The sequence below is a fragment of the Flavobacterium fluviale genome (genome assembly GCF_003312915.1).
Lineage (GTDB): Bacteria > Bacteroidota > Bacteroidia > Flavobacteriales > Flavobacteriaceae > Flavobacterium > Flavobacterium fluviale.
In genome coordinates, this window is the sequence record NZ_CP030261.1 from 1,783,603 (window position 1) to 1,809,419 (window position 25,817).

The window sequence follows — 25,817 nt, forward strand, 5'->3', positions numbered from 1 at the left end:
ATTTCTTTAAAATTGTTGTCCAATGATAAAGTGAGTTTCCCATCCATTAGCTTTTGTTTGTCCAGGAAGAGCATCAAATCCGTAACCAAAGTCAATACCTAACAATCCAAATGCAGGCATAAATACACGTAAACCAGCACCAGCAGAACGACTCAAGTCAAACGGATTATAATCTTTAAATGTTGGATATGATGAACCAGCTTCTAAAAATGTTAAGGCGTATATAGATGCAGATGGTTTTAATGTAATTGGATAACGTAACTCCATAGAGAATTTGTTATAAATTGTCGCTCCAATTGCATCTCCATTTGCGTTTACTGGAGTTAAAGAGTTGTTAGGATAACCTCTCAACTGAATCGTCTCTCTACCATCCATTGAGTAGTTGGCCATACCATCTCCTCCTAAATAAAAACGCTCAAAAGGAATTACACCTCTATCTTGATTATAAGCTCCTAAGAAACCAAATTCTGTTAAAGTTCTTAATACTAATTTTCCATAAACTTTAGTATACCAGTCACCTTTAAATTTAACTTTATAATATTCTAACCAATTATATTTTTTCTGATCGACTTTTGCAACATCAGTATCAGCGCTTGAGTAATCAGATCCGACACTTACGTAACCAGTTTGTCCGTTTACAGTTTCTGTTTTAACATAATCACCATTGTTAAGTGGTTTTCCGTCTACACCACTTCCCGATGTTCCAGTATACTGTGTTTTATAATCTTTTTGATTTTGTAAATCGCTGTAATCAATTCCATTAAACAATGAGTAAGGCGCTGTAACTTTAGCAGAGATGCTGAATTCAGAACCATACATAGGGAATATCGGGTTTACCCCTTTATTACTTCTTGAAAGTCCGATAGTATAAGCTAAGTTTCTTGATGCACCGTCACCAAATGTAAATAGACCTATGTTATAATTGTTCAAATCATAATGCTGATAACTTACAGATTGTGATAATACAAAGTAATCATCCGGCACAGTTAGTCTTTTTGCTAAACCAACTTGTATTGTAAAAATATTAAAACTTTTGCTTCTGTCAACAGTTCTGGTGATGTAATTGTTAAGAAATTGCTTACTGTATGAGATAGATGAACTAAATTGTACTGGTTTTTTTCCTCCAAACCAAGGTTCTGAGAATGAAACACTATAGGTTTGAAAGTATGTACTTCCTTGTAAACGAAGTGCAACTTTTTGACCGTCTCCCATTGGTAAGGGCTTATAGGCTTCTTTGTCAAATAACTTTCTTGCAGAGAAGTTGTTAAACGAAAGTCCTAACGTTCCGATGAAACCGCCGCCACCATAACCTCCTTGAAGCTCCACCTGGCTCGATCCTTTTTCGACAACATTATATTCAATATCAACAGTTCCTGCTCCAGCATCTACATTTTTGAACTTTGGATCAATAGCTTCAGGGTCAAAGAAACCTAACTGCCCGATCTCACGTATCGTTCTTACTAATTGTTCTTTACTATATTTTTCACCTGGTTTTGTTCTCAACTCACGGTAAATAACATGGTCATTTGTTTTATCGTTTCCAACAACTGTGATTTTGTTGAAATAGGCAATTGGACCTTCTGTAACTCTAATCTCAAAATCGATTGTATCATTTACTGTTTTAACCTCTACAGCATTGATATTAGAGAATAGATAACCATTGTTTTGGTATAAATTCGTAATATCCTCAGCATCTGGTTTTGTTTTGTCAGCAATTCTTTTTTCCAGCAAAACACCGTTGTAAGTCTCTCCTTTTTTAATCCCTAAATAACGGCTTAAAAGTTGATCGGAATAAACAGTATTTCCTAAGAATTTAATATTTCCAAAGTAGTATTTATTTCCTTCTTCTACATTAATCTTAATTGCTAGAGTATTTTTTTGCTTATTGTATTGTACAGAATCGTAAATAATACGAGCATCACGATATCCTTTTTCTTTATAAGAAGCAATTACTTTTTCTAAGTCAGTTTTGTATTTTTCTGGAATAAATTTAGAAGCTTTAAAGACACGAATAAAGTTTTTCTGTTTAGTGTCTTTCATTGCAGAGCGCAGCTGGCTGTCTGTAAGCTGCTTGTTTCCAATGAAGTCAATATTGCTTATTTTTACTTTATCTCCTTTGTCTACCCTTACAAGCATATTAACCTGATGTCCGTTAATAGTGTCTGGAGTATTGGTTATAGTAACTTTTGTATTATAAAAACCTTCTTTTTTGTATTTGTTTTCAATGTAGTTTTTTGTCGTAGTAATTAAGTTTTCGTTGACAATTTTGTTTTTTGTCAAATTGTTATCTTTAATTAAGCCTTCTACTTTGCTTTTCTTGACACCAACGAATTTAACTTCGTTTAACTTAGGAAGTTCGATAATATTTAAATCTAAATAAATACTGTCATTTTCTACTTTGTTAACGTAGAAAGCAATTTCGTCAAAAAGACCAAGCTTGCCTAATTTTTTAATTGCGCTGCTAATTTCTTCTCCAGGGACAGTAATTTCCTGACCTTTTTGAAGGCCTGAAAAGGTTACAACTGTCTGTTCATTGAAGCTTATTTTACCAACAACGGAAACTTTTGCCAGAATATATTTTTTTCCTTGATCAAAAGGAACTCTTTCTTGTGCTTTAATTTGTGAAAAACTACCCAAAAGTAATAGGGTAAGGGCTATTTGTATTTTTTTTTGCAACACTAAAAAATTATTTAATTTGTTCACTGGTCTTTCCAAATCTACGTTCTCTTTTTTGATAACTAATAATAGCCTCATATAAATCTTGGTCTTTAAAGTCTGGCCACAAGACATTAGTAAAATACAATTCTGCATAGGCGATCTGCCACAGCAAAAAATTACTTATTCTATGTTCTCCACTTGTTCGTATTAATAAATCTACGTCTGGTAAATTTTGCGTGTAAAGATGCTCATTTATAATTGAATCGTCAATAGTGTCTATTGAAATTATATTATTTTTAACTTTATCGCTAATCGCCTTTACAGCGTTTACCAGCTCCTCTCTAGATCCATAGCTTAAGGCAAGAGTTAACGTTAATCGAGAATTGTTTTTAGTTTTTTCCATAACATCCAAAAGTTCTTTTTGGGCTGTTTTTGGTAATTTATCAAGATTTCCAATAGCATTAAGTCTAATATTGTTTTCTTGAAGCGTACCGAGTTCTTTTTTTAATGAATTGATCAATATTTTCATCAAAGCTTGAACCTCAAGTTTGGGGCGGTTCCAGTTTTCTGTAGAGAAAGCATAAAGCGTTAAGTATTCAATTCCCAGCTTAGCGGAGGTTTTGATTATTTCTTTTACAGATTTTGTGCCGTTTTCATGTCCAAACGCTCGTAAAAACCCTTGTTGTTTTGCCCAGCGTCCGTTACCGTCCATGATAATGGCAAGGTGTTTTGGCAAGTTTGTGTGATCTATTGATTCTATTAAATTCATTTTATTCTGCGCAATAGCAAGGTTTTTGTCCAAAGGTATACGTTAAAGTAAGGCCTGAAAAGACATACCAGTCATTATTATTTAAATTTCCAAATTTTAAAATATTTGGATTGTCTGTATTAGGGTTGCTTCCGTCAATGTTGTCTGTAAAAGTGTAACGTACTCCAGCTTCAAGTCCTAAAACAAGCCGCGGTGTTACATTCGATTTTATACCTAATATAATAGGTATAGCAAAAGAGTGTGAGTTTTCAGAATAAATTGTGTTTGGGCTTGTATCGTATCGGTATAAGTTGTCGAAGATAAAGAAATTTAAACCTGAATAAACATAGGGAGTAATTTTTGTGTGATAATCGTGCAGATTAAAATCAAAAAAATTAAACTCAAGTCCTGCAGAAAGTTCTTTTATATTGTTTTTAAAACGGTAACCTCTTTGGTTTCGTCCTGTTTCTTCTGATTTGTAATCATTTCCAATAACACTTGATTGTGTATAAGAAAACCTCCAGGAATGCCTTGGGCTTCTGTTCCATTTGTAAAGAACACCAAAAGCTGGTTTTTCTGGGGCGATATAAGTTGTTTTCCCAACGTCGCCTACAAAGTTGCTTCCGCCGAGAAAAACACCAATCTCATTGATCTGAGCATTAAGTGTAATAAAGGGGAAAAAACATAACAATAAATTAAAAATTTTCTTCATTTAATTCAAAATTGCGTGCAAATATAATAATTATCAATACGAATCAAAGTTCCTTTGGTTAAATGTGCTTCTTTTTCAATTTACAATATGATTTTGAGCCATTTAATGATGATTCACTACAAGCAGAACGAGAAAATGTGGTATTATCGTATAGTGAAGAATCAGAAAAGAGTTTAATTTCTTTTATCTTCTCCCCAGAGCAATTTATTTCTTAAGGTTTTTAAGAATGTTTCGCCTGGTATTTCAACCATTTTTATTTTATAATCTGTTTTTTTAATTTTTAGAATAGATTCGTTTTTCACTGAAGAAATCCTCGAATCTAAAGAAACTAAATATTGGTCTTCTCTTCCCGTGACACGCAGGGTAATTTCGGTATCATCTGGAATAACAAGTGGTCTGGCAGTTAGATTATGAGGGGCAATAGGCGTGATTACTAAGCTTTTTACATCTGGTGTTAATATTGGACCGCCGCAGCTTAAGGAATATCCGGTAGATCCTGTTGGAGTAGAGATAATTAATCCGTCTGCCCAATAAGAATTTAAATATTCGTTGTTCAAGTATGTTTCTACAGTGATCATCGAAGTTGTATCTTTTCTACTCACTGTAACTTCATTCATAGCAAAATTAAGTTCTTCGAAGGCATCATTCTTTGGTTCAGAATTCAGTCCTAATAAAGTTCGTTCCGATGTTGTGTAATTTTGATCAATCACAAACTGTAATAAACTTTCGATATTTTCCTTTTGAACTTTGGCAAGAAATCCTAATCTTCCAGCATTTATACCTAATAATGGAACTCCCGAGTTACGAACAAAAGCGGCCGCTCTCAAAATTGTTCCGTCACCGCCAATACTAATCAGCATTTCAAAACTATTATCTAAAGCAGTGCTCGGAGAAAAAGTTTTGTATTCCTTCTTTATCAGCTGCTTTTCATAGAGCATTTTCAGAAAATTTTCTTCAATTACCATTTCAACATTGTTGGAATTGAAAAAAGAGAAAATGTCTTTTATAATAGGTTCGGTACTATTTTGATAGTATTGTCCGTAAATGGCTATTTTCATTCGAGTTAAATTAGGTAATTTGTCAATGTGTCAATCAGATAATCTGCAACTGTGAAAATTATCTAATTAACTAATTTTCTCATTGCCACATTAATAATTTATATATTAAGGTATTTGTCTAAATAATCAGAACGTTCTTTTAAGCTGTTAATATAGGTGTCTTCCTGATGTTCTGAAATAATCTCATAGCCATATCTTCTATATGTCTGAATGATTTCGTTTATCGCTCCCAAACCTATTTTTACCGTAATTTGAACATTCTCCAAATCGGCTTCAGAAACAAAACAGCCTAAAACTTTGCCATTATTGCTTTCTACTATCTGAGTTACTTCGCTCATTGAATAGTCCAAAAGTCCTTTTTGAACAATAATAATTGCTCCAGGTTCTTTTAAAAACGGAGTTTCCTGAAAAAACTTCATTATATCCTCCATTTCATAATAGCCTATGTAGGCATTATTTTCGTCAAGAATTGGAATTATGTTGGTATGGTTTTTAGCAAAAACTTCTAAAACATCTAGCCAGATCATCGATTTTCTGGCAAAAAAACGTTCTAAAGTATATTTGTAGTCAATTGCTTTTTTATCTGTGTCAAATGTTTCTACATCTTCAGACGAGATGCTTCCAATAAAAATCCCATCTTCTAAAATGGGAAAATGAGAAAAATTTACATCGATAAAAAAGTCCTGAATCGAGGCTATCGTTTCCTGACTATCAATCGCTCTGAAATCATTTGTGATATAGTTTGTAATTTCTGTCATAAATCATTGAAGATATTTGATGCAAAATAATCAAAAAATACCGAAAACTGCTGCGTTTTACTTTGTATTTTTGTCTTTACAAATATAGTGTTACTAGAATTAAATATCTATTTATATGACAAAGTTAAGTGTAAATATCAATAAAATTGCAACGCTTCGAAATGCGCGAGGCGGAAATGTTCCTGATTTATTAAAAGTAGCTGTAGATATTCAGCGTTTTGGAGGGCAGGGAATCACGATTCATCCACGCCCAGATGAGCGCCATATTCGTTATCAAGATGCACGTGATTTAAAAGCAATTGTTACTACAGAATATAATATTGAAGGAAATCCGCAGCACAATTTTATTGATTTGGTTCTAGAATGCAAGCCAGATCAAGTAACATTGGTTCCAGATGCGATTGGAGCAATTACTTCTTCGGCAGGATGGGACACGATTAAAAATCAAGAATATTTGACAGAAGTTATTCAGGAATTTCAGAGAAACGGAATCAGAACTTCAATTTTTGTTGATCCGGTTTTGGAAGTTGTCGAAGGAGCCAAAAAAACTGGAACTGACAGAATAGAATTGTATACAGAGGCATTTGCACATCAATACGATTTGGGAAATAAAAACGGAATAGACCCTTATGTGAAAGCAGCAGAATTGGCTAACGAATTAGGTTTAGGAATTAACGCTGGCCACGATTTAAGTTTAGATAACATTCAGTTTTTTAAACAAAATATTCCAGGTTTATTAGAAGTTTCTATCGGTCACGCTTTAATTTCTGAGGCTCTTTATCTTGGTTTGGACAATGTCGTGAATATGTATTTGAATAAATTGAAATAATTCTTCAGAATAAAAAATATAAATATGCTTTACTCAAAAATAGAAGGAGAAGGAAAACCATTTATTATCATGCACGGATTTCTTGGCATGTCTGATAATTGGAAAACTTTGGCGGGACAATATGTAGAATCTGGGTTTCAGGTTCATATTTTAGATTTAAGAAACCACGGACGCAGTTTTCATTCAGACGAATGGAGTTACGAGGCAATGGTTCAAGATGTATATGAATATTGTCAAGCCAATAATTTAGGCAGAATTGATATTCTCGGACATTCGATGGGTGGAAAAGTAGCGATGCTTTTTGCCACAACACATCCAGAAATGGTAGACAAATTAATTGTGGCAGATATAGGTCCGAAATTTTATAAACAGCATCATGAGGATATTTTGGCAGGATTAAATGCTGTTGATTTTTCTGTAAAACCAAGCCGAAATGATGTTGAAGAAATAGTCTCGCAATATGTTTCTGATTTGGGAACAAGACAATTTTTATTAAAAAATCTATATTGGAAAGAGCAAGGACAATTGGCTTTCCGATTTAATCTGACAGCATTTAATAATAATTTAGACGCAATTGGAAAACCGCTTCCAGATAATTTGGTTTTTGATAAACCGACCTTATTTATACGTGGAGGAAATTCGGGTTATATTCAAGATTCAGATGTGGAATCTATTCGTCAGCATTTTCCAAATTTAAAATTAGAAACCATTCCAAATGCCGGACACTGGCTTCATGCTGAAAACCCTAAAATGTTTTTCGAACTCACAACAGAGTTTTTAAAAGAATAATCTCTTTTGATGAAAATTTTATTACTTTTAAATAAATTTTAAACCTGAATAACTATGAAATTATTACTTAGACTCCTTGTTACCGCTGCCTTAGTTTTATTGTTGTCTAATCTTTTGACTGGTGTACACGTTGCAAGTTTTGGAACAGCTGTGATTGTTGCGGTAGTTTTAGGATTGCTGAATATTTTTATAAAACCAATTTTAGTCATTTTGACTCTGCCTGTTACAGTTGTAACCTTGGGTTTATTTCTGCTGGTTATCAATGCTATAATAATTTTGCTGTGTACTAATATTGTCGGCGGTTTTGCAGTCGATTCGTTCTGGACAGCATTAATTTTTAGTGTTATTTTGTCTATTCTGCAATCTATTACGTATAAAATACTTGGAGACGATAAATAAAAACAAATTGAGCAGATTAAAACTGCTTCAAATACAATAGATTAAAAACTTGGTTGGGTTGCAAAAATTTTATAATTTTGCAACCCAATTTTATTATGTAAATTAAAGAAGAAGATGGATATTAAAAGAGTAGCAATAGACGCTGTTAACGAGACAATTGTAATGAACGTTGTTCATATGGATTATAAAGGTCAAGTGGCAAAAAGAATCAACGAAAAATTGCCTTTGGCGCAAGTAAAAGGATTTAGAAAAGGACAAGTTCCTAAAGATCTTGTTGAAAAACAATACGGAAAAGGTATTAAACAAGAAGAAGTTAAAAAAGTAGTTGATTTGGCTTTAGAGCGTTTTATTCAATCTGAAAGATTAAATCTTTTAGGAACTCCTCTTGCTAAAGAAAACGAAAATATTGACTGGGATGCTGAAGAATTAACTTTTGAATTCGAAATTGGTTTAGTGCCAAACTTTGAAATTGATTTGGAAGCTAAAAACAATATCGTAAAATATATTGTTACTGCTGACGATAAATTAATCGACGGACAAGTAGAGCGTATCCAAAAACAATTCGGAAAAGCAATTCCTCAAGATAAAGTTGAAGCTGATTCAGATTTAACTGGAACTTTCACAAACGAAGAAAAAGGAATCAACAATACAACTACAATTTCTTTATCTACTTTCAACAAAGAGGCTGGAGATAAATTCATCGGTAAAAAAGTTGGAGATGTTGTTACAGTAAGCACAAAAGGTTTATTCGAAGATGATCACCAATTAATGGATTACTTAAAAGTATCTCACGATGATGTTCACGGTTTAGATATCGAAGTTAACTTTACAATCGAAGCAATCAATGGTGCTGAATTGGCAGAGTTAAACCAAGAATTATTTGATAAACTTTTTGGTGAAGGAAAAGTAGCTTCTTTAGAAGATTTAAAAGCTAAAATAAAAGAAGATGCTGAAGCTCAATTCGCACAGCAGGCAGATCAAAAATTATTGTTAGACGTTCAAGATTTCTTGATCGAAAATACAAAATTTGATTTACCAGCAGAATTCCTTAAAAAATGGTTACAAACTGTTGGAGAGAAAAAACTTTCTGCAGAAGAAGCTGAAGTAGAATATGCAAGATCTGAAAAAGGGCTGCGTTTCCAATTAATTGAAGGAAAAGCAATGGCTCAAAGTAATATCCAAATTACATTTGAAGACTTAAAAGAATTTACTTCAGGAGCAATTAGACAACAAATGGCTCAATTTGGACAAACAAATCCAACGGAAGAAGAAGTTCAAGGAATCGTGGCAAGAGTTTTATCTAACCAAGAAGAAGTGAAAAGACTTTCTGAGCAAGTTGTAGCGGCTAAATTGTTAGATTTATTCAAAGAAAAAGCAAATCCAACAACAAAAGAAGTTACTTACGAAGAATTTATTGCAGCTTCTTACGGAGAATAATTTCTAAAAAATAATTATATTTGAGCGTCAAGAGATTTTTTCTTTTGACGCTTTTTTTGTTTCGGCTACGTGATAATACAGATTTTAAAAAAAAGAATCTTAGCATCTCATAACCTTTGAAACTTAAAAAAAGAAGACATAATGACATTCTTTATAAAAGGGTATGACCTTTGCAGGGAATAAAAATGTATACACCAAATAACGTAAAACTTAGAACAAAATACATATGAACTACGGTAAAGAATTTAAAAAATTTGCTACAAAGCACCAAGGGGTAAACGCAATGTATTACGATAAAATCGTCGCTGCGATGAATCCAACCAATATGACTCCATATATTATTGAAGAACGTCAACTGAATGTTTCTCAATTGGATGTGTTTTCAAGATTAATGATGGACAGAATTATCTTTTTAGGAACTGGTATCGATGACCAGATCGCTAACATTGTTCAGGCTCAATTATTATTTTTAGAAAGTGCCGATGCATCAAAAGATATTCAAATTTATTTAAACTCTCCAGGAGGAAGTGTTTATGCAGGTTTAGGAATTTACGACACAATGCAGTACATTAAACCAGATGTAGCTACAATTTGTACAGGAATGGCAGCTTCTATGGGAGCAGTTTTATTATGTGCAGGAGCTGCAGGAAAACGTTCTGCGCTTCCACATTCAAGAGTTATGATTCACCAGCCTTCTGGAGGAGCACAAGGTGTTGCTACAGATATGGAAATCAACTTACGTGAAATGTTGAAATTGAAAGATGAATTGTATCACATTATTTCACAACATTCAGGGCAGTCTTTCGAAAGAGTTCATAAAGACAGTGAGCGTGATTACTGGATGAAAGCTGACGAAGCAAAAGAATACGGAATGATTGATGAAGTATTGAGAAGAGGATAAAACATTTAGTTTCAAGTTTCAGGTTTCAAGTTGCTAAGGTTAACTTGAAACTTGAAACAAACAAAACTTGAAACAAAAAATAAAAGTTAAGAAGTTACTAAGTTTTTAAGGTTTTCGTTGAAAGTCTCAGAAACTTAGTAACTTTGCAGCTTAGTAACTAAAAAAGAATGGCTAAAGTAGTATTAGAATGTTCGTTTTGTGGAAGAAAGAAGCCAGAAACTAATTTATTGATTGCTGGAATCAATGCGCATATTTGTGATAAGTGTATTGAGCAGGCACACGGAATTGTATTAGAAGAATTAAAATCTAGTGGAAGCGCAAAACTTGTTGGGGATTTAATTTTAAAGAAACCAAAAGAGATTAGAGCTTTCTTAGATCAATATGTTATTGGTCAAGATCAAACTAAAAAAGTAATGTCGGTTGCGGTTTACAATCACTACAAACGTTTAATGCAGCAGCAATTGGACGATGAAGTAGAGATTGAAAAAAGTAACATCATTATGGTTGGTCAAACCGGAACTGGAAAAACATTAGTAGCAAAAACAATTGCGAAGATGTTAGACGTTCCTTTGGCAATTGTTGATGCAACTGTATTAACAGAAGCTGGTTATGTTGGAGAAGATGTTGAAAGTATCTTAACGCGTTTACTTCAAGCAGCTGATTATGATGTAGCCAAAGCAGAAAGAGGAATCGTTTTTATTGATGAAATTGATAAAATTGCCCGTAAGAGCGATAATCCATCAATAACTCGTGACGTTTCTGGAGAAGGTGTACAGCAGGCATTATTGAAATTATTAGAAGGAACTGTTGTAAACGTACCGCCAAAAGGAGGACGTAAACACCCAGACCAAAAATTTGTTGAGGTAAATACTCAAAACATCTTGTTTATTGCAGGAGGAGCTTTTGATGGAGTAGAGCGTATTATTTCAAAACGTTTAAACCGTCAGGCAGTTGGTTATTCGACTTCTAAAAATGTAGATAATATTGATAAAGACAATTTACTGCAATATATTATTCCGAAAGACATTAAAGATTTTGGATTAATTCCGGAGATTATTGGTCGTCTGCCAGTTTTAACGCATATGGATCCTTTGGATAAAGAAACACTTCGTGCGATTTTGACACAGCCTAAGAATGCATTAATAAAACAATATCAAAAATTATTCTTGATGGATGATGTTGAGTTTACGATTACAGATGAGGCTTTAGATTTTATTGTGGATAAAGCATTAGAATATAAACTAGGTGCACGTGGACTTCGTTCTTTATGTGAAGCAATCCTAACAGATGCCATGTACGAATTGCCAACTTCAGACGATACAACACTGACAATTGACAAGGAATATGCAGAGCATACTTTGAGTAAAAATTTATTGAAGCGTATGGAAATTGCTTCTTAAATCTTAATATCACTTTGTCAAAGTTTTAAACTTTGACAAAGTTTTTTTTTAACCTGCTCAATGAGCAGGTTTTTTTATACTTTTTCATTATCATTTCCGTTTCAAATTTTATGTAAATTGTAAACATGAAAAATATGTTTTTTGTTATTGCCATGGCATTGGTTTTATCTTGCAATCAAAAAGAGACTCAAGTTGTTATTTCTAAAAATGAAAATAGAAAAGAAGTTATACAAGATAATCGTCGAGTTGAAATTGATTACAGCAAATACTATAAAGAAGCAAAACAATACTGCAAGGCAAACAATTTGAATCAGAATAAATTTATATTAATTGATCTAGGAGTGCATTCTGGACTTAAGAGATTTTTTATTTATGATTTTAAGAAGAATGCTGTTTCAAAATCCTACATAGTAAGTCATGGTTGTGGAGATAATCGATGGGGTTCGACTTCTTCAAAAGAGAATGTTCAAATAAGTAACGAATTCGATTCGCATTGTTCTTCTATTGGTAAATATGTGATTTTAAATCGTGGTGTAAGTCAGTGGGGAATAAAAGTCAATTATATTTTGCAAGGAAAAGACAAAACCAATTCAAATGCAAGAAGTCGTGCTATAGTACTGCATTCCTGGGATGCAGTTCCAGATTATGAAGTTTATCCAGAAGGAACACCAGAAGGGTGGGGCTGTCCAGCGGTTTCAAACGAAAGTATGAAACAAATCGACGAGCTCCTAAAAACAAACAAAAAAGTTTTGATGTGGATTATTCAATCCTAATCTTAGAAAGCTTTTTATTTTTTGTGAAAATGATATTTCTTGCTTAGCCCTGATCGAAACGGCATCCTTTTGCTCTGGGGTTCAGAGCAAAAGATATAGTGTAGAGCAGGACTGTAGGTTCTTTTGAAAACGAATTTTCTGCTTCTAAAAAAATTACTGAACCCTAAATTTCTCTCTATATTCAATAGGTTTCATACCAACCATTTTATAGAATACTTTTCTAAAAGCTTTTGGGTCATTGTATCCAGTTTTTTCTATAATTTCTGAAATGGAAAGCTGCGTCTGCTCGAGATATTTCTTTGAACTTTCGACTCTTATATTTTGCAGATATTCAATTGGCGGAATTCCGGTTACCTGCTTAAAACGTCGTGTCATATTTCTAGCGCTCGTCGGAATGTCTTTGGTAATTTCTTCTAGTTTTTCAATAGAATGGTACTGACTCTCAATTTTTTGCTGCAACATTGCAACTAGAGTATCATTGTGTAAATGATTGGGTCTAAAAGTGCTGAAATAACTCTGCTTATATCTATTTAAATCGATAGAAAATATTTTAGCGATATTGACAGCCATTTCGTTGCCACAGAATTTTTGAACCAGTAGAATCAATAAATGAAAAGTTGAGGTAGAACCGCCGCTGGTGTACAAACTTCCGTCTGCTGTTAATGTTTCTTCGGGTTTTAGTTTTACCATCGGAAATGCTTTTGTAAAGGCACTGCAGGCGTCAACGTGTGTTGTAGCTAATTTTTCATTCAACAAACCAGATGCAGCAAATAAAAACGCTCCAGTGCAAAAACTTGCCAATTCGGCTCCAGCCTTATGTTGTTTTTGCAGCCAAGGAATGAAGTTTTTATTCTTCTGGATCATTTCACTCATATTGTCTGTTGTAAAAGCGGGAATTAAAATCAGATCCAAAATAATATCTGAAGCTTCAATTGTGTTGCTTTCATATCCAAATAGATTTCCCTGGTCATTTTGTTCTTTAGATTGAAAAATCATGATTTCAAATGGCTTTTCATCTTCTGAACTAAGTTTATTTGTTGTTTCAAATACTTCTAAAATTGCTGCTATACTTAATAATTTATAGTCGTGAGGCACGATTAAACCTACTTTTTTGCTCATAGTATTTGTTGTTTTTGAAATTTCACTTCTAGACAAAAATAAGCATTTTGTCTTAAATGCCCCTAAAAATGACTTTTATTGACATTTTAAACTAATCTTAAAATTTTACATTTGTTTTAATTAATTTGTAATTTTATAATTATGGAAACTAAAATATTCTTAAATCTTGCCGTAAAAGATTTAAAAAAAGCAATTTCATTTTTTACAGAATTGGGTTTTTCGTTTAATCCAAAATTCACAAATGAACAAGGGACTTGTATGATTATTGGCGATAATATAAACGTTATGCTTTTGGTTGAGGAGTTCTATAAAACATTTACCAATAAAGAACTATGTGACGCCGCTACAACAAGTGAGGTTCTTATTTCTATTTCAATGGAATCACGTCAAAAGGTAGATGAAATATTGGATAAAGCGGTTAAGGCCGGTGGAACGGATTATATAGGGACGAAGGATTATGGATGGATGTACCAAAGAACTTTCTTAGATATAGACGGGCATCATTGGGAAGTGTTCTTTATGGATGAAAGTAAGATTCCAAATAATGAATAGATGGTTTCGGTACAAACTATAATTCATGCTCCAATAGAGAAAGTTTGGAGTTTGTGGACATTGCCTGAACATATTATGAAGTGGAATAATGCTTCTCTAGATTGGCATACGCCTTACGTCGAAAATAATTTGGAAACAGGAAGCAAGTTTAAATTTACGATGGGGCTTAAAGATGGAAGTGATAGTTTTGATTTTGAGGGCATTTATACTAAAATCGAAGTTTTTTCATTAATTGAATATAAACTTTTGGATAACCGGACTGCAAATGTTCATTTTGAAATTGAGGGAGAGAAAGTAAAACTTACAGAAACATTTGAACCCACAACAATTGAATCTGCAGGGATGGAAGAGCAATTTTGTTCTGCCATTATTCAAAATTTTAAAAACTACGTTGAAAATTTTAAACAATAAATCAATTATAAATTTAAAATACAAACATAATGATAACAGTCAAAAATACCGTTAATGCATCTTTAGATAAAGTCTGGGAATTTTGGAACACACCAGAACATGTTAAAAATTGGAGTTTTGCATCTCCGGACTGGCATACACCTTATGCGGAATCTGATTTAAGAGAAGGAGGCAGATTCAAATCTACTATGGCAGCAAAAGATGGAAGCATGAGTTTCGATTTTGAAGGGGAGTATACTTTAGTTAAGCCCAATACTGCGCTTGAATATGTTATGGCAGACGGACGAAAAGTTGAAATTAAGTTTACAGAAACTGAAGACGGAGTTGAAATTGTTGAAAGTTTTGATCCCGAAACACAAAATCCTGAAGACATGCAGCGTGATGGCTGGCAGGCAATTTTGGATAATTTTAAAAATTACGTAGAAAAAAAATAATTCTTTTTTTAGGTTCAAAGGCTTACACATTACTTACTATCAAAATATCTAACCAAAACAAACAAAAAAATGACAAAACAAATATGGTTGAATCTTCCTGTAAAGGATGTAGCAAAAGCGAAAGATTTTTTCTGGAAAATTGGTTTTTCGTTCAATGAGCAGCATGACACGCCAAGCTCGACGTGTATGGTTGTAGGTGAAGGACATTTTGTTGTAATGCTATTTGAAGAAACATTGTTTTCAAGCTTTTCGCAGAATGGTATAACCGATACAAATTCAAGTTCTGAAATTTTGATTTCGATTGATGCAGAAAGCAGAGAAGAAGTAGACCAATTAGCAGAAAAAATTAAAGAAGCAGGAGGAACTGTATTTGCTCCTCCTGCTGAAAGCCAAGGATGGATGTACGGCTGTGGTTTCGCCGATTTAGACGGTCATCGTTGGAATGTTTTATTTATGGACTTTAGTAAATTACCAAATTAAGATGGAAAAATTAAAATTTAATATCAGTATCAAGGCTGCCAAAGAAAAGATTTGGAAAGTCTTATGGGAGGACGAAACTTACAGAAAATGGTCGGGAGCTTTTTACGAAGGATCATATGCCGTAAGTGATTGGAACGAAGGCGGAAAAATACATTTTCTAGGGCCAGACGGTGGAGGAATGAATAGTGTAATCGAGAAAAAAATCCCAAATGAATATATGGCTTTTAAGCATTTGGGAGAACTTAAGGATTTCAAGGAACTGCCTTTAACTGATGAAACAAATGAATGGAGCGGTTCAATGGAAACTTACAGATTAACTCAAAACGGAGATACAGTTGATCTTGAGGTAGAGGTTGATGTAACTGAAAAGCATGTAGATTATTTTAATGATACTTTCCCAAAAGCAATGGATCGGATTAAAGAGTTGTCTGAGAAATAAGTAGAGAGAAAAGAGAAAAGAGTCTATCTGTAACTAAAAGATTAGTGAAAGACATTAACAATTTATAATTAACAATCAACCATTAATAAAAAAACATCATGGCAGCAATCAATCCTTATTTAATGTTTAACGGAACTTGTGAAGAAGCATTTGTATTCTATAAATCAGTTTTTGGCGGCGAATTTCCTTATATTGGAAAATATAAAGACGCACCGGCAGAAGAAGGCGAACAGCTCTCTGAAGAAGATCAGAATAAAGTTATGCACGTTTCACTTCCAATTGGAAACACGATTTTAATGGGAAGTGACAGTCATCCAAGATATGGAGATGTTAGTTTCGGCGATAATTTTTCCATTTCCATTAATGCAGAAAGTACAGAAGAAGCGGATAGAATTTTTAACGGACTTTCGGCAGGAGGACATGTAGAAATGCCTATGAACAAAACTTTCTGGGGTGCATATTTCGGAATGTTCAAAGATAAATTCGGCGTGAACTGGATGGTAAATTTTGACGAGAATGAACCCAATAAATAATTAAAAAGTTACGTTATTTTAATAGCGGAACAGAATTGTTAAATTACTTGAAAAAGCACATGAAAATGTGCTTTTTATTTTCAAAAAAACAAAGGATATTCTTTTTTATAAACGAGAGATTGTCGATTTTTGTCGCTTCAAAATCAATAAGAGGAAAAATGGCGATAGAAGATAAAGAGATAATTTTATTAAAAGTTTCAGGACACGATAAAATTGGAGTTACAGCAGGTTTAACAGCTGTATTGGCTGCTTATGATGCTAACATTTTAGATATTGGCCAAGCCGATATTCATGATACGCTGTCACTTGGAATTTTATTCGAAATTGAAGCAGGATCTTCTTCTGCGCCTGTGCTCAAAGATCTTTTGTTTAAAGCCTATGAACTGGAAATCAAAGTTAAATTTATTCCGATTTCTATTGACGACTACGAAAAGTGGGTAAAATCGCAATCTAAACAACGTTATATCATCAATATTTTGGGTGAGAAACTAGCGGCTTCACAATTGTCTGCAGTAACTCAAATATTGTCAGATCAAAATTTAAATATCGATTCTATTATCCGACTAACTGGGAGAACTTCAATTGTTGAAAAAGAAGAATATCCGCGTTCTTGTATTCAATTATCTGTAACAGGAGAAATTGTAAACAAGATTATTATGACGGCAAGTTTTATGGAAATTTCAAGAACGCTTAACGTCGATATTTCTTTTCAAGAAGATAATATTTACAGAAGAAACCGTCGTTTAGTCTGCTTCGATATGGATTCAACTCTTATTCAAACAGAAGTTATCGATGAGCTTGCAGAACTTAATGGAGTAGGAGATCAGGTTAGAGCCATTACAGAATCGGCGATGAATGGAGAAATTGATTTCAACGAAAGCTTTAAAAAACGTATGGCTTTATTGGAAGGATTAAGCGAAGAAGTACTGCAAAATGTTGCTGTTAATCTGCCAATTACACAAGGAGCGCATCGTTTAATGAAAGCCTTAAAATATTATGGGTATAAAACCGCAATACTTTCTGGAGGATTCACCTATTTCGGAGAATACCTGCAAAAAGAATTGGGAATAGATTATGTCCATGCCAATAAATTGGAAATAAAAGATGGTAAACTAACAGGTAAATATATTGGTGATATAGTAGACGGTCAGAAAAAAGCAGAGTTTCTACGAGCAATTGCTGAGAAAGAAGGAATTCACATCAATCAAACCATTGCAGTTGGTGACGGAGCAAACGATTTGCCAATGCTAAATTTAGCTGGTCTGGGAATCGCTTTTCACGCGAAACCAAAAGTTAAAGAAAGTGCTTCAACTTCAATTTCAAGTTTAGGTCTTGATGGGGTTTTATATCTTCTAGGTTACCACGATAGATATATCGATATGATGTAAATTGAATTGTTACCGTGAGCAAAGTCGAAGATTTTATATGGAAAAGAGCTTAGATTTTGCTCAGGCTGACAATTAGAAATCCAATTATTTTCGAGCCTTCAGCTCCTTTTTCATTTCTTTTAAAGTATTCATATTCAAAATAAAAATAGGGAGCAATGCAATCGGAATAACATTAGAAGCATTAAATCCTTTATTTGCTACAAGATAAATGTTAAGTCCAAACAAAAGAAGCAATACCACACCAAACAGGTAAGTCACAATTTTTAATGATTTTTGAGTCTTGATTAATTCCTCATTACTCATTTCGCTAAAATTCTTTTTCATTTTGGTTTGGTAAAATTTATACTTTAATAGACTGCATCTCTTTCAGTTGTTCCAAATAATCTCTTTGGTTAGAAAGTCTCGGAATCTTGTGCTGTCCGCCTAATTTGTCTCTTTCCTTCAGCCAGTCATAAAATAGATTTTCACGAGCGACATTAATTACTAAAGGATTTAAGGTCATATTGTTGTAGCGTTTTGCCTCGTAATCAGAATTTAAAGTCTGTAAAGTTTCGTCTAGAACTTTTTGAAAAAGACCAATATCTGAGGGTCTTTTTTTGAATTCGATCATCCATTCGTGTGCGCCTTTTTCTTTGTCCTGCATAAAAATAGGAGCAACAGTATAATCGATGACTTCGGTTTGTGTAATCTGGCATGCTTTTGCAATGGCTTGATCAGTATTTTCAACCATTAATTCTTCACCAAAAACATTAATATGATGTTTGGTTCTTCCTGTAACTCTAATTCGGTATGGGTTTAAAGATGTAAAACGAACCGTGTCGCCAATTAAATAACGCCACAAACCAGAATTAGTCGTAATTACAATGGCATAATTTTTATTCAACTCGACATCGGCCAAACGAATTACTTTTTGATTCGGAGTGCCAAAAGTGTCCATCGGAATAAATTCGTAAAAAATTCCGTAATCCAGCATCAGGAGTAAATCACTAGAATTGTTTAAATCCTGAATCGCAAAAAAACCTTCAGAAGCATTGTATATTTCGTAATATTTAAAATCTTTACTAGGTAAAATATTTTTGTACTGTTCTTTATAAGGAGAAAAACTTACTCCCCCATGAAAGTAAACTTCAAGATTTGGCCAGAGTTCCAGTAGGTTCTGTTTTCCTGTATTTTCTAAAACCTTATTCATTAAAACCAGCATCCAAGACGGAACTCCAGCAAAACTGGTAACATTTTCATTTTTGGTTTCATTAATAATTGCAGCGATTTTAGTTTCCCATTCGCTCATTAGTGAAGTTTTACTGCTTGGCGTACTACTGAATTCGGCCCAAATTGGCATGTTTTCGATCAAAATTGCAGATAAATCTCCAAAGAAAGTATTGTTGTTTTCATAAATCTGAGAACTTCCGCCTAATCGAAGACTCTTGCCTAAAAACAATTCCGAATCTTCGTTGTTGTTCAAATAAAGACATAAAAGATCTTTACTGCCTTTGTAATGACAGTCTTCTAATGCTTCATTACTAACTGGAATAAATTTACTTTTTGCATTTGTAGTACCGCTGGATTTGGCAAACCATTTAATTGGAGTTTCCCAAAATACATTCTGCTCACCTAAACGCGTGCGCTCAATCAGCGGTTGTAATTCTTCGTAAGTTGCAATCGGAACTCTCTCTGCAAATGTCTGGTAAGACTTGATGCTCGAAAATTCATATTGTTTTCCAATTACCGTATTTTCAGATGCCGTCAATAAGTTGTGCAGTAATTCTTCTTGAACTTCGTTAGGATATTTTAAAAAAAGTTCTATTTGATGAATCCTTTGTTTAAGGACCCAAGATGCAAACGAATTGATTATAGATAATGGCATGAATTTGTTTTTAAGATTACTGATTTTAGGTTTTAGTTTACAATAGAGGTAAAACAAAAACTTAAAATTTGAATATCGAGAGACAAATAGTAACTTTGTCTTCATATCAAAAATAGTGTTTTTTTGTAAAAAAACAATTCGATTTCTAGTAAAGATTCTAGGTAGTTAGTAGAATTTAACACTAAAAATTTTAATTCTTTTTGATAGGTCTAAATTAGCAATATAAATAAAAAAGAGAATGCAGTATCAAGGTGTCCTGACAAAAATGCAAACCGAATTTGGAAGTCCAATTCAATATTATATGGTTTTTGAAGATAGTTTTCTACATATGAATCAATTATTGGATAAAGAAATCGAAATTAATTTTATAGGCTGCCAGTGTTTGAATTGCAGTAAGAAGAAAAAAATATACCGACAAGGTTTTTGTTACGATTGCTTTTACTCAAGCCCAGCCGTTGGAGACTGGATTATGAGGCCAGAATTAAGTACGGCGCATTTAGCAATTGCAGACCGAGATTTAGATTATGAGTCAAAAGCACAATTACAGCCGCATGTTGTCTACCTGGCACTATCGAGTGAAATAAAAGTTGGTGTTACCCGTAAAACGCAAGTACCTACAAGATGGATTGACCAGGGAGCTACACAGGCAATTGCAATTGTTGAGGTTCCAAACCGATATTTGGCCGGTATTACTGAGGTCGCTTTGAAAGATCATTATGCAGATAAAACTAATTGGCGAAAAATGCTCCAATGTACAGCGGAGGGATGTGATTTAATTTTAGAAAAATCAAAAGTGGAGAATTTGATACCTGCTGAGGTTAAGGATTATTTTTACAGTCAAAAAAACGATGTTTATGAACTCAATTATCCTGTTTTGAGTTATCCAGCAAAAGTAGGAAGTTTAAATTTAGATAAAACTCCATCTTTTCAAGGCAAGTTAGTTGGAATAAAAGGGCAGTATTTGATTTTCGAAAATGGAACAGTATTTAACGTACGTGGTTCAGAAGGTTATTGTGTAACCATAAACGTCTAGTGTTTTCTGGGCTTCGTCTAATATTAATGTGAAAATGTATATTAATTTATAGAAGAAATCATAAATTTTGTAATTTTATTCCGTTTTCCAGTTAAATGATGTGAATTATGATAGGTTTCTTTACAATTATGTAATGTTCGCTTATTCAGAGAATTTAATTTTAGAAAATAATTAGCGTAGATTTGAAATAGTTCAATACCAAACTATTATAATTAAAACTAAGCTTATTTAATCCTAAATATTATTTATTGAATGAGTAACTTAAAAAAAGTTAACATTGTCAGGCGAAGCCTTATGCGTACTTTGACTAAGAATATTGGCGGTACCAAAAACAGTAAAGGCGGAAATATTGATACGTCAAAAATTAAAAAAGTTTTAATCTGCCGACCAAACGGAAGATTGGGCAACATGCTTTTAATAACGCCATTGGTTCAAGAGGTTAGTAAAACTTTTCCCGATTGTAAAATAGATGTATTCGTAAAAGGAATGGTTGCGCCAATTGTTTTTGAGAAATACACTGCTATCGACAAAATAATTCACCTTCCGAAGAAACCTTTTAAGGAATTAATAAAGTATTTTAAAGTTTGGACTTTAATAAAAGCTCAGAATTATGATCTTGTCATTAATGTAGATCAAAATTCATCTTCGGGCAGATTGGCTGCGCAATTTTCGAATGCGAGATATAAATTTTTTGGAGACCTTCCAGAAAATGTTCAATTAAATATTGATGACTACGATCATATTGCAAAATATCCAGTTTATAATTTTAGATATTTTTTAAGTCAGTTTGGTTTAGAAGATAAAAAAGCTCCAGTTGAACTAATTGATCTAAAATTATCTCAAGAAGAAATTGCAAGCGGAAAAAAAGTCTTGGACAATATCGTTGATCCCAATAAAAAGACAATTGCGATCTTTACTTTTGCAACAGGTGAAAAATGCTATAATCCTACTTGGTGGAAACCATTTTATGCTGCATTAAAAAAGGAATTTCCTAATGATAATATTATGGAAGTGCTTCCAGTCGAAAATGTTTCTCAAATCAATTTTGAAGCACCCTCTTTTTACAGTAAGGATGTTCGCGAAATTGGATCTGTTTTAGCAAATGTAAATGTTTTTATAGGAGCAGACAGTGGCATTATGCATTTGTCAAGCGCTTCAAAAGCACCTACATTGGGCTTGTTTTCAGGAGCGAATATGAAAAAATATGAGCCTTACGGAAATGGAAGTAGGGGTTTAGATACTAATATTTTAGGAGTTCAAGATTTTATAAAAGAAATAAAATCAATTCTAGAAAAGCAGTAATATAAATTATCAATTAAAAAAATCCTGTTCAAAGATAAAATCTAGAACAGGATTTTTTATGCTTTAGAATTACAAATTAATTCTTTTTCTTAAATATACCATTCAGCAAATCGCTTGCCTTTTTAGTAACTTCTTGTGTTTTCTGCTCTTTTTCTGTTTTTGCAGCCTGCGTTGTATCTTTAGCTTTTGTGTTTTTATTGATTAAATCATTAAGTGCTGAAGTTCCTTTTTGGGTCAATTTCTCTTTCTGCTGATTAACCAATTGTGTAGTTAAACTGTTTACGGCAGTTTTCATATCTGTACTTACTTTAGGATTCGAAAAGTTTCCAGTTAAAAAAGCATTAATTGGAATGTTATCCAGTTTTGCAGCATCTGCGGGAGATAATTTTGCGATTAAATTATTGGCTTCTGTACCTAAATATTTTGCAGGAACATCAAATTTAATGGTGTAATTCATAGTTTGATCAAAACCGTGAGTTCCGCCAATAGTAGCTTTAATGTCTTGATATTTAATGTCAAATGGTTTTACATTTACTTTTCCGTTGTCAAAAGTTAACGCCATTTTCAAATCGTTTAAATTCAGTTTATTCAAATCAAGAAACTTAACATTTGAGCTTAAAGAATTTAAAAGTGTAGAATTTTTGGCATTTACAGTTGTCGATAATAACTGTCCTAATAAATCTCCCGAAATTGATTTTAGATCTGGTGTTAATTCTTTTGCATCTAAATTTCCATTTAGTTTGATATTAGAATTTAATTTTCCATTAATGATTCCAGCGATTGGAGCAATTTTTTTCATCATCTCCAATTGAGTAAAAGTCTGAGCGATATCTACTTGGTTTAAACCAAGAGTCATGTCAAAAGTTGGCACTTTTTCTTTTGTAGAAACCGCCCCGTTAAGACCAATTGTTCCTCCAAAAATAGAAGTTTTGAAGTTTTCTAAAGTTGCTTTTTCATCCTTAATAAGTAACTTGCCAGAAACATCTTTTAGTTTTAAATTGTCATATAAAACGGTTGCAGCTTGTGCGTTTAAAGTACAATTTAAGAAAGCAGGAATCTTCATTGCTTCGGCTGGTTTTGCAGAAGTTTTAGTCTCTGTTTTTGCAGGTTCACCAGAAGTCATAAAATCATCCACAGCCAATTGATTTGAGCTCATGTTGAAGTTTCCTCTAAGTTCTTGTTTTTTAAACATAAAACCGTAGAAATTCTCTAACACTCCGTTGATCGCAATATCGCTTTTTCCAGTTGTCGCATTAAACTGTTTTAAGTTAATTGTACTCGGATTGAATTCTACCAATGCTGTACTGATGTTCATCGATTTATTATTTTCATCTGTATATTTAAATCCAGATAAACTCATTGTTCCAGCATTTTTTATGTTTTGATATTGGCTTTTTTCAACAGAAGCCATATCAAAGTTGGTCGTAACATCAGCCTTTAAAATACCAGCCAAAGGTTTCTCCATTTTAATTGGATATGCTTTCGAAAGGTTCGCCAAATTGATTGTTCCTTTTAAAGCCGCATCAACAATCGGATTTACAGTTATGTTTTTAATATTCGCTTTAGCGTTAAAAACATCCTGATCAATTCTAAACGAAAGTTTATCTAAGTTTACATAAGTATCATTTAGAATTCCAGTTTCATTAATGATTTTAGTGTCAATTACAATATTCTGAACAGATTTTGGAAGGTTTGGATATTGGAATGAAGCATTATTAGAGGCAATTTTGATATTGAATTTCGGAACAGTTGTCTCTGTTAATTCACCTTTTGCAAAACCATCAACTGTAAAATCTCCTGTAGTTTTTACGCCGTCTAGACTCGAAGCATAAGCTGAAGGAATTAATCCTAAGAAATTCGTAAATGATGAAGTAGGTGTTTTAAATTTTAAATCGTAAATCTGTTTGTTTTCAGCCATTTGAATGAATCCGTCAAACTCCAAAGGCAATTGATTGATTAAAGCTTTATTTTCTTTAAAAGCGTATTTGCTTTTCTCTAAATCAATTCCAAGAACTGCGTCTAAAGTAAGTTTGACATTTTTCATGTAATTCATTTTATCCATGTCCAATGAAACTTTTGCAGTAGTTTTTGTATCCAAATCTAATTTTGAATTGGTAAAATCTCCAGTTCCTTCATGATTCAAACTATCTATAACCATCTTGATTTTTGAACCTTGATCGATATATCTAAAAGTGAAATTTTCGATTTTGTAATTTTGGATTTTTAAAGAAAGCGGTTTACTTTCCTCACTTTTTTTGTCTTCTTTTTTATCTTTTAAGGCGATGTCAAAGTTTCCAACTCCATCTTTATTAAAAATAATATTTACTAATCCGTTTGTAGAACTAATTCCTTGAATGTTTAATGGTTCTTCTTTTCCTTTGAAAAGTTCCTTAATACTCATTTTTAAATTCAATTCGCCTAATGAAACTAAAGTATCGCCTTCAAAAGGAGCCTTGTTAATAATCACAAGTTTTTCAATTCCAACCGTTGCGTTTGGGAAATTTTTGAATAAACTTAAATCGGCATCTTTAAAACTTACTTTGGCGTCAACGCTTTCGTTAATGGCCTCTGCAATTTTGGCTTTAATTTGATCTTTAAAGAAATACGGAATGGCAAATAATGCAACAACAAATACCACAATGACTATGACACTTATTTTTAAAACTTTCTTTAGCATATAAATAGATTTGGGGGTTTAACATCTTAAAATCAACTCCTGCAAAAATAGTTTTTTTTAGCAGAGCGCGAAGATAAAGTTTTCTTAAATTGTAAGAATTTTACGTTATTTGTTAAATAAAAAAAATCCGTTTGATATTATTTCAAACGGATTTTAAGTATTCTTTATTTTATTATTTCTGAATAAATGAAACAATCTTATTTACTAATGTCTCTGATAGAGGAAGAGTTTCATTATTGTAACTCGCTAAATTGGCATCTTTATCGCCGTCAATGATCTTTAGAACATGATTCATTTTATCAATGATAACTAATTCGGCACTTTTATTGGCTTCCGATAAATTTTCGGCATCCTTAACAGTAATTTGGATATCATTGTTTCCCTGAAGGATCAAGACAGGAATAGTGAGTTTTTTTATTTCAGTCTGCGGATTGTATTTAAACCATGAAATTAGATAAGGCTGGATACTTGGTCTGAAAAGTCTAACCAGCATGGGGTCAACTTTTTTTACCGTAAATCCGTTTTTTAAACTGTCGATTATTGGAAAAGTCATATCGTTAAGCTGTTTCATAGATGTTGCGTCAATCTGCGCTTTGATGATTTTATCTGCAGAATCTCCCGGACCTGCAATCGAAACAAATTTATCTGCTTTTACTCCTGCAATCATTCCTATTAGAGAACCTTCGCTGTGTCCAATTACAATTACTTTGGAAAAGCGTTTATCTTGTCTTAAAAAATTAATCCAGCTTTTTGCATCCTGTATGTAATTTTCAAATACTAAACTGCTTTCAGATTCACCTCCGGCAGCTTTGCTTTCGCCTATCCCTCTTTTGTCAAATCGTAAAGATGCAATTCCGTTTTTTGCTAAAGCTTCTGCCAGCATTTTCAGCGAATTGTTTTTCATCATTGCATTGTTCCCATTTCTATCTGTTGGCCCAGAGCCGGCGATGATTAATGCAACAGGACACTTTTTTGTAAGATCGGGAGTTGTCAGCGTACCGAATATCTGGTCGGTATTTATTTTTAAAATTGCAGGAGTTTCTTTAAAAGTAATTTCCCTTCTGTTCTGCGCATTTAAAACGCTCCAAAACAAAACCGTTAAAAAAAGGATTATCTTATTCAT

26 protein-coding genes are annotated in these 25,817 nt (G+C 33.0%); 16 read left to right on the forward strand and 10 right to left on the reverse strand.

The window, feature by feature from the left end; all coding sequences use genetic code 11:
* Positions 1-6: 6 nt before the first annotated feature.
* The 5 genes from bamA to HYN86_RS07935 form a co-directional block, all read right to left on the reverse strand.
* Entirely contained in the window at positions 7-2,754 is a 2,748-nt protein-coding gene (bamA, locus tag HYN86_RS07915; protein WP_113677553.1) for an outer membrane protein assembly factor BamA, read from the reverse strand.
* On the reverse strand, positions 2,687-3,427 hold the full coding sequence (locus HYN86_RS07920; RefSeq protein WP_113679881.1) for an isoprenyl transferase: 741 nt from the start codon (positions 3,425-3,427) through the stop codon (positions 2,687-2,689). The genes bamA and HYN86_RS07920 overlap by 68 nt, the downstream gene beginning before the upstream one ends.
* Position 3,428: 1 nt before the next feature.
* Positions 3,429-4,118, reverse strand: a complete 690-nt coding sequence (gene porG / locus HYN86_RS07925; protein ID WP_113677554.1) for a type IX secretion system protein PorG — start codon at positions 4,116-4,118, stop codon at positions 3,429-3,431.
* A gap of 173 nt (positions 4,119-4,291) precedes the next feature.
* Positions 4,292-5,176 carry an NAD kinase gene (locus HYN86_RS07930; protein WP_113677555.1) on the reverse strand — a complete coding sequence of 295 codons (885 nt, stop codon included), beginning with the start codon at positions 5,174-5,176 and terminating at the stop codon, positions 4,292-4,294.
* 98 nt (positions 5,177-5,274) lie between these two features.
* On the reverse strand, positions 5,275-5,934 hold the full coding sequence (locus HYN86_RS07935; RefSeq protein WP_113677556.1) for a CBS domain-containing protein: 660 nt from the start codon (positions 5,932-5,934) through the stop codon (positions 5,275-5,277).
* Between the two features lie 115 nt (positions 5,935-6,049).
* Between HYN86_RS07935 and HYN86_RS07940 the strand changes: the two genes are divergently transcribed.
* The 7 genes from HYN86_RS07940 to HYN86_RS07970 all read left to right on the forward strand — a co-directional run bounded on the left by HYN86_RS07940 (position 6,050) and on the right by HYN86_RS07970 (position 12,462).
* On the forward strand, positions 6,050-6,763 hold the full coding sequence (locus tag HYN86_RS07940) for a pyridoxine 5'-phosphate synthase (RefSeq protein ID WP_113677557.1): 714 nt from the start codon (positions 6,050-6,052) through the stop codon (positions 6,761-6,763).
* Positions 6,764-6,787: 24 nt separating this feature from the next.
* Entirely contained in the window at positions 6,788-7,552 is a 765-nt protein-coding gene (locus tag HYN86_RS07945) for an alpha/beta fold hydrolase (RefSeq protein ID WP_113677558.1), read from the forward strand.
* A 54-nt stretch (positions 7,553-7,606) separates the two neighbouring features.
* Positions 7,607-7,951 (forward strand): phage holin family protein, encoded by a 345-nt coding sequence (locus HYN86_RS07950; protein WP_113677559.1) that lies wholly within the window; start codon positions 7,607-7,609, stop codon positions 7,949-7,951.
* 114 nt (positions 7,952-8,065) lie between these two features.
* Complete coding sequence (locus HYN86_RS07955; RefSeq protein WP_113677560.1) at positions 8,066-9,388, forward strand: trigger factor; 1,323 nt, start codon at positions 8,066-8,068, stop codon at positions 9,386-9,388.
* Positions 9,389-9,614: 226 nt separating this feature from the next.
* Positions 9,615-10,289: an ATP-dependent Clp endopeptidase proteolytic subunit ClpP gene (gene clpP, locus HYN86_RS07960; RefSeq protein ID WP_113677561.1), complete on the forward strand. Its 675-nt coding sequence runs from the start codon at positions 9,615-9,617 to the stop codon at positions 10,287-10,289.
* Positions 10,290-10,456: 167 nt separating this feature from the next.
* Positions 10,457-11,689 (forward strand): ATP-dependent Clp protease ATP-binding subunit ClpX, encoded by a 1,233-nt coding sequence (clpX, locus tag HYN86_RS07965; RefSeq protein WP_095953395.1) that lies wholly within the window; start codon positions 10,457-10,459, stop codon positions 11,687-11,689.
* A gap of 125 nt (positions 11,690-11,814) precedes the next feature.
* Entirely contained in the window at positions 11,815-12,462 is a 648-nt protein-coding gene (locus tag HYN86_RS07970) for a murein L,D-transpeptidase catalytic domain-containing protein (protein ID WP_113677562.1), read from the forward strand.
* A 153-nt stretch (positions 12,463-12,615) separates the two neighbouring features.
* On the opposite strand, the gene HYN86_RS07975 is transcribed toward HYN86_RS07970, so the two are convergent.
* On the reverse strand, positions 12,616-13,581 hold the full coding sequence (locus HYN86_RS07975; protein ID WP_113677563.1) for a GlxA family transcriptional regulator: 966 nt from the start codon (positions 13,579-13,581) through the stop codon (positions 12,616-12,618).
* 141 nt (positions 13,582-13,722) lie between these two features.
* Here HYN86_RS07975 and HYN86_RS07980 point away from each other — a divergent pair, with 141 nt between their 5' ends.
* From HYN86_RS07980 to serB, 7 genes are all read left to right on the forward strand, one after another.
* A complete protein-coding gene (locus HYN86_RS07980; RefSeq protein ID WP_113677564.1) occupies positions 13,723-14,133 on the forward strand; it encodes a VOC family protein in 411 nt (136 codons plus the stop codon).
* Positions 14,134-14,544 carry an SRPBCC domain-containing protein gene (locus tag HYN86_RS07985; protein ID WP_113677565.1) on the forward strand — a complete coding sequence of 137 codons (411 nt, stop codon included), beginning with the start codon at positions 14,134-14,136 and terminating at the stop codon, positions 14,542-14,544.
* Between the two features lie 29 nt (positions 14,545-14,573).
* Entirely contained in the window at positions 14,574-14,978 is a 405-nt protein-coding gene (locus tag HYN86_RS07990; RefSeq protein ID WP_113677566.1) for an SRPBCC family protein, read from the forward strand.
* A gap of 69 nt (positions 14,979-15,047) precedes the next feature.
* Positions 15,048-15,458: a VOC family protein gene (locus tag HYN86_RS07995; RefSeq protein ID WP_113677567.1), complete on the forward strand. Its 411-nt coding sequence runs from the start codon at positions 15,048-15,050 to the stop codon at positions 15,456-15,458.
* A gap of 1 nt (position 15,459) precedes the next feature.
* Positions 15,460-15,897, forward strand: coding sequence for an SRPBCC domain-containing protein (locus tag HYN86_RS08000; protein WP_113679882.1), 438 nt, complete (start codon positions 15,460-15,462; stop codon positions 15,895-15,897).
* Between the two features lie 98 nt (positions 15,898-15,995).
* Complete coding sequence (locus HYN86_RS08005) at positions 15,996-16,430, forward strand: VOC family protein (RefSeq protein WP_113677568.1); 435 nt, start codon at positions 15,996-15,998, stop codon at positions 16,428-16,430.
* A gap of 158 nt (positions 16,431-16,588) precedes the next feature.
* Positions 16,589-17,818 (forward strand): phosphoserine phosphatase SerB, encoded by a 1,230-nt coding sequence (gene serB, locus HYN86_RS08010; RefSeq protein WP_113677569.1) that lies wholly within the window; start codon positions 16,589-16,591, stop codon positions 17,816-17,818.
* Between the two features lie 84 nt (positions 17,819-17,902).
* Here the strand turns inward: serB and HYN86_RS08015 are convergent, their stop codons facing one another.
* Together HYN86_RS08015 and HYN86_RS08020 are read right to left on the reverse strand one after the other, a co-directional pair.
* The gene (locus tag HYN86_RS08015; RefSeq protein ID WP_113677570.1) at positions 17,903-18,142 is read right to left on the reverse strand and encodes a redox-active disulfide protein 2; all 240 of its coding nucleotides are present in this window, start codon (positions 18,140-18,142) and stop codon (positions 17,903-17,905) included.
* 16 nt (positions 18,143-18,158) lie between these two features.
* Positions 18,159-19,682, reverse strand: a complete 1,524-nt coding sequence (locus HYN86_RS08020) for a GH3 auxin-responsive promoter family protein (protein ID WP_113677571.1) — start codon at positions 19,680-19,682, stop codon at positions 18,159-18,161.
* A gap of 238 nt (positions 19,683-19,920) precedes the next feature.
* Between HYN86_RS08020 and HYN86_RS08025 the strand changes: the two genes are divergently transcribed.
* Positions 19,921-20,715 carry a DUF2797 domain-containing protein gene (locus HYN86_RS08025; RefSeq protein ID WP_113677572.1) on the forward strand — a complete coding sequence of 265 codons (795 nt, stop codon included), beginning with the start codon at positions 19,921-19,923 and terminating at the stop codon, positions 20,713-20,715.
* A gap of 252 nt (positions 20,716-20,967) precedes the next feature.
* A complete protein-coding gene (locus tag HYN86_RS08030) occupies positions 20,968-22,017 on the forward strand; it encodes a glycosyltransferase family 9 protein (protein ID WP_113677573.1) in 1,050 nt (349 codons plus the stop codon).
* Positions 22,018-22,093: 76 nt separating this feature from the next.
* Here the strand turns inward: HYN86_RS08030 and HYN86_RS08035 are convergent, their stop codons facing one another.
* Positions 22,094-24,694, reverse strand: a complete 2,601-nt coding sequence (locus tag HYN86_RS08035; protein ID WP_113677574.1) for an AsmA-like C-terminal region-containing protein — start codon at positions 24,692-24,694, stop codon at positions 22,094-22,096.
* A gap of 172 nt (positions 24,695-24,866) precedes the next feature.
* Positions 24,867-25,817, reverse strand: coding sequence for an alpha/beta hydrolase family protein (locus HYN86_RS08040; protein WP_113677575.1), 951 nt, complete (start codon positions 25,815-25,817; stop codon positions 24,867-24,869).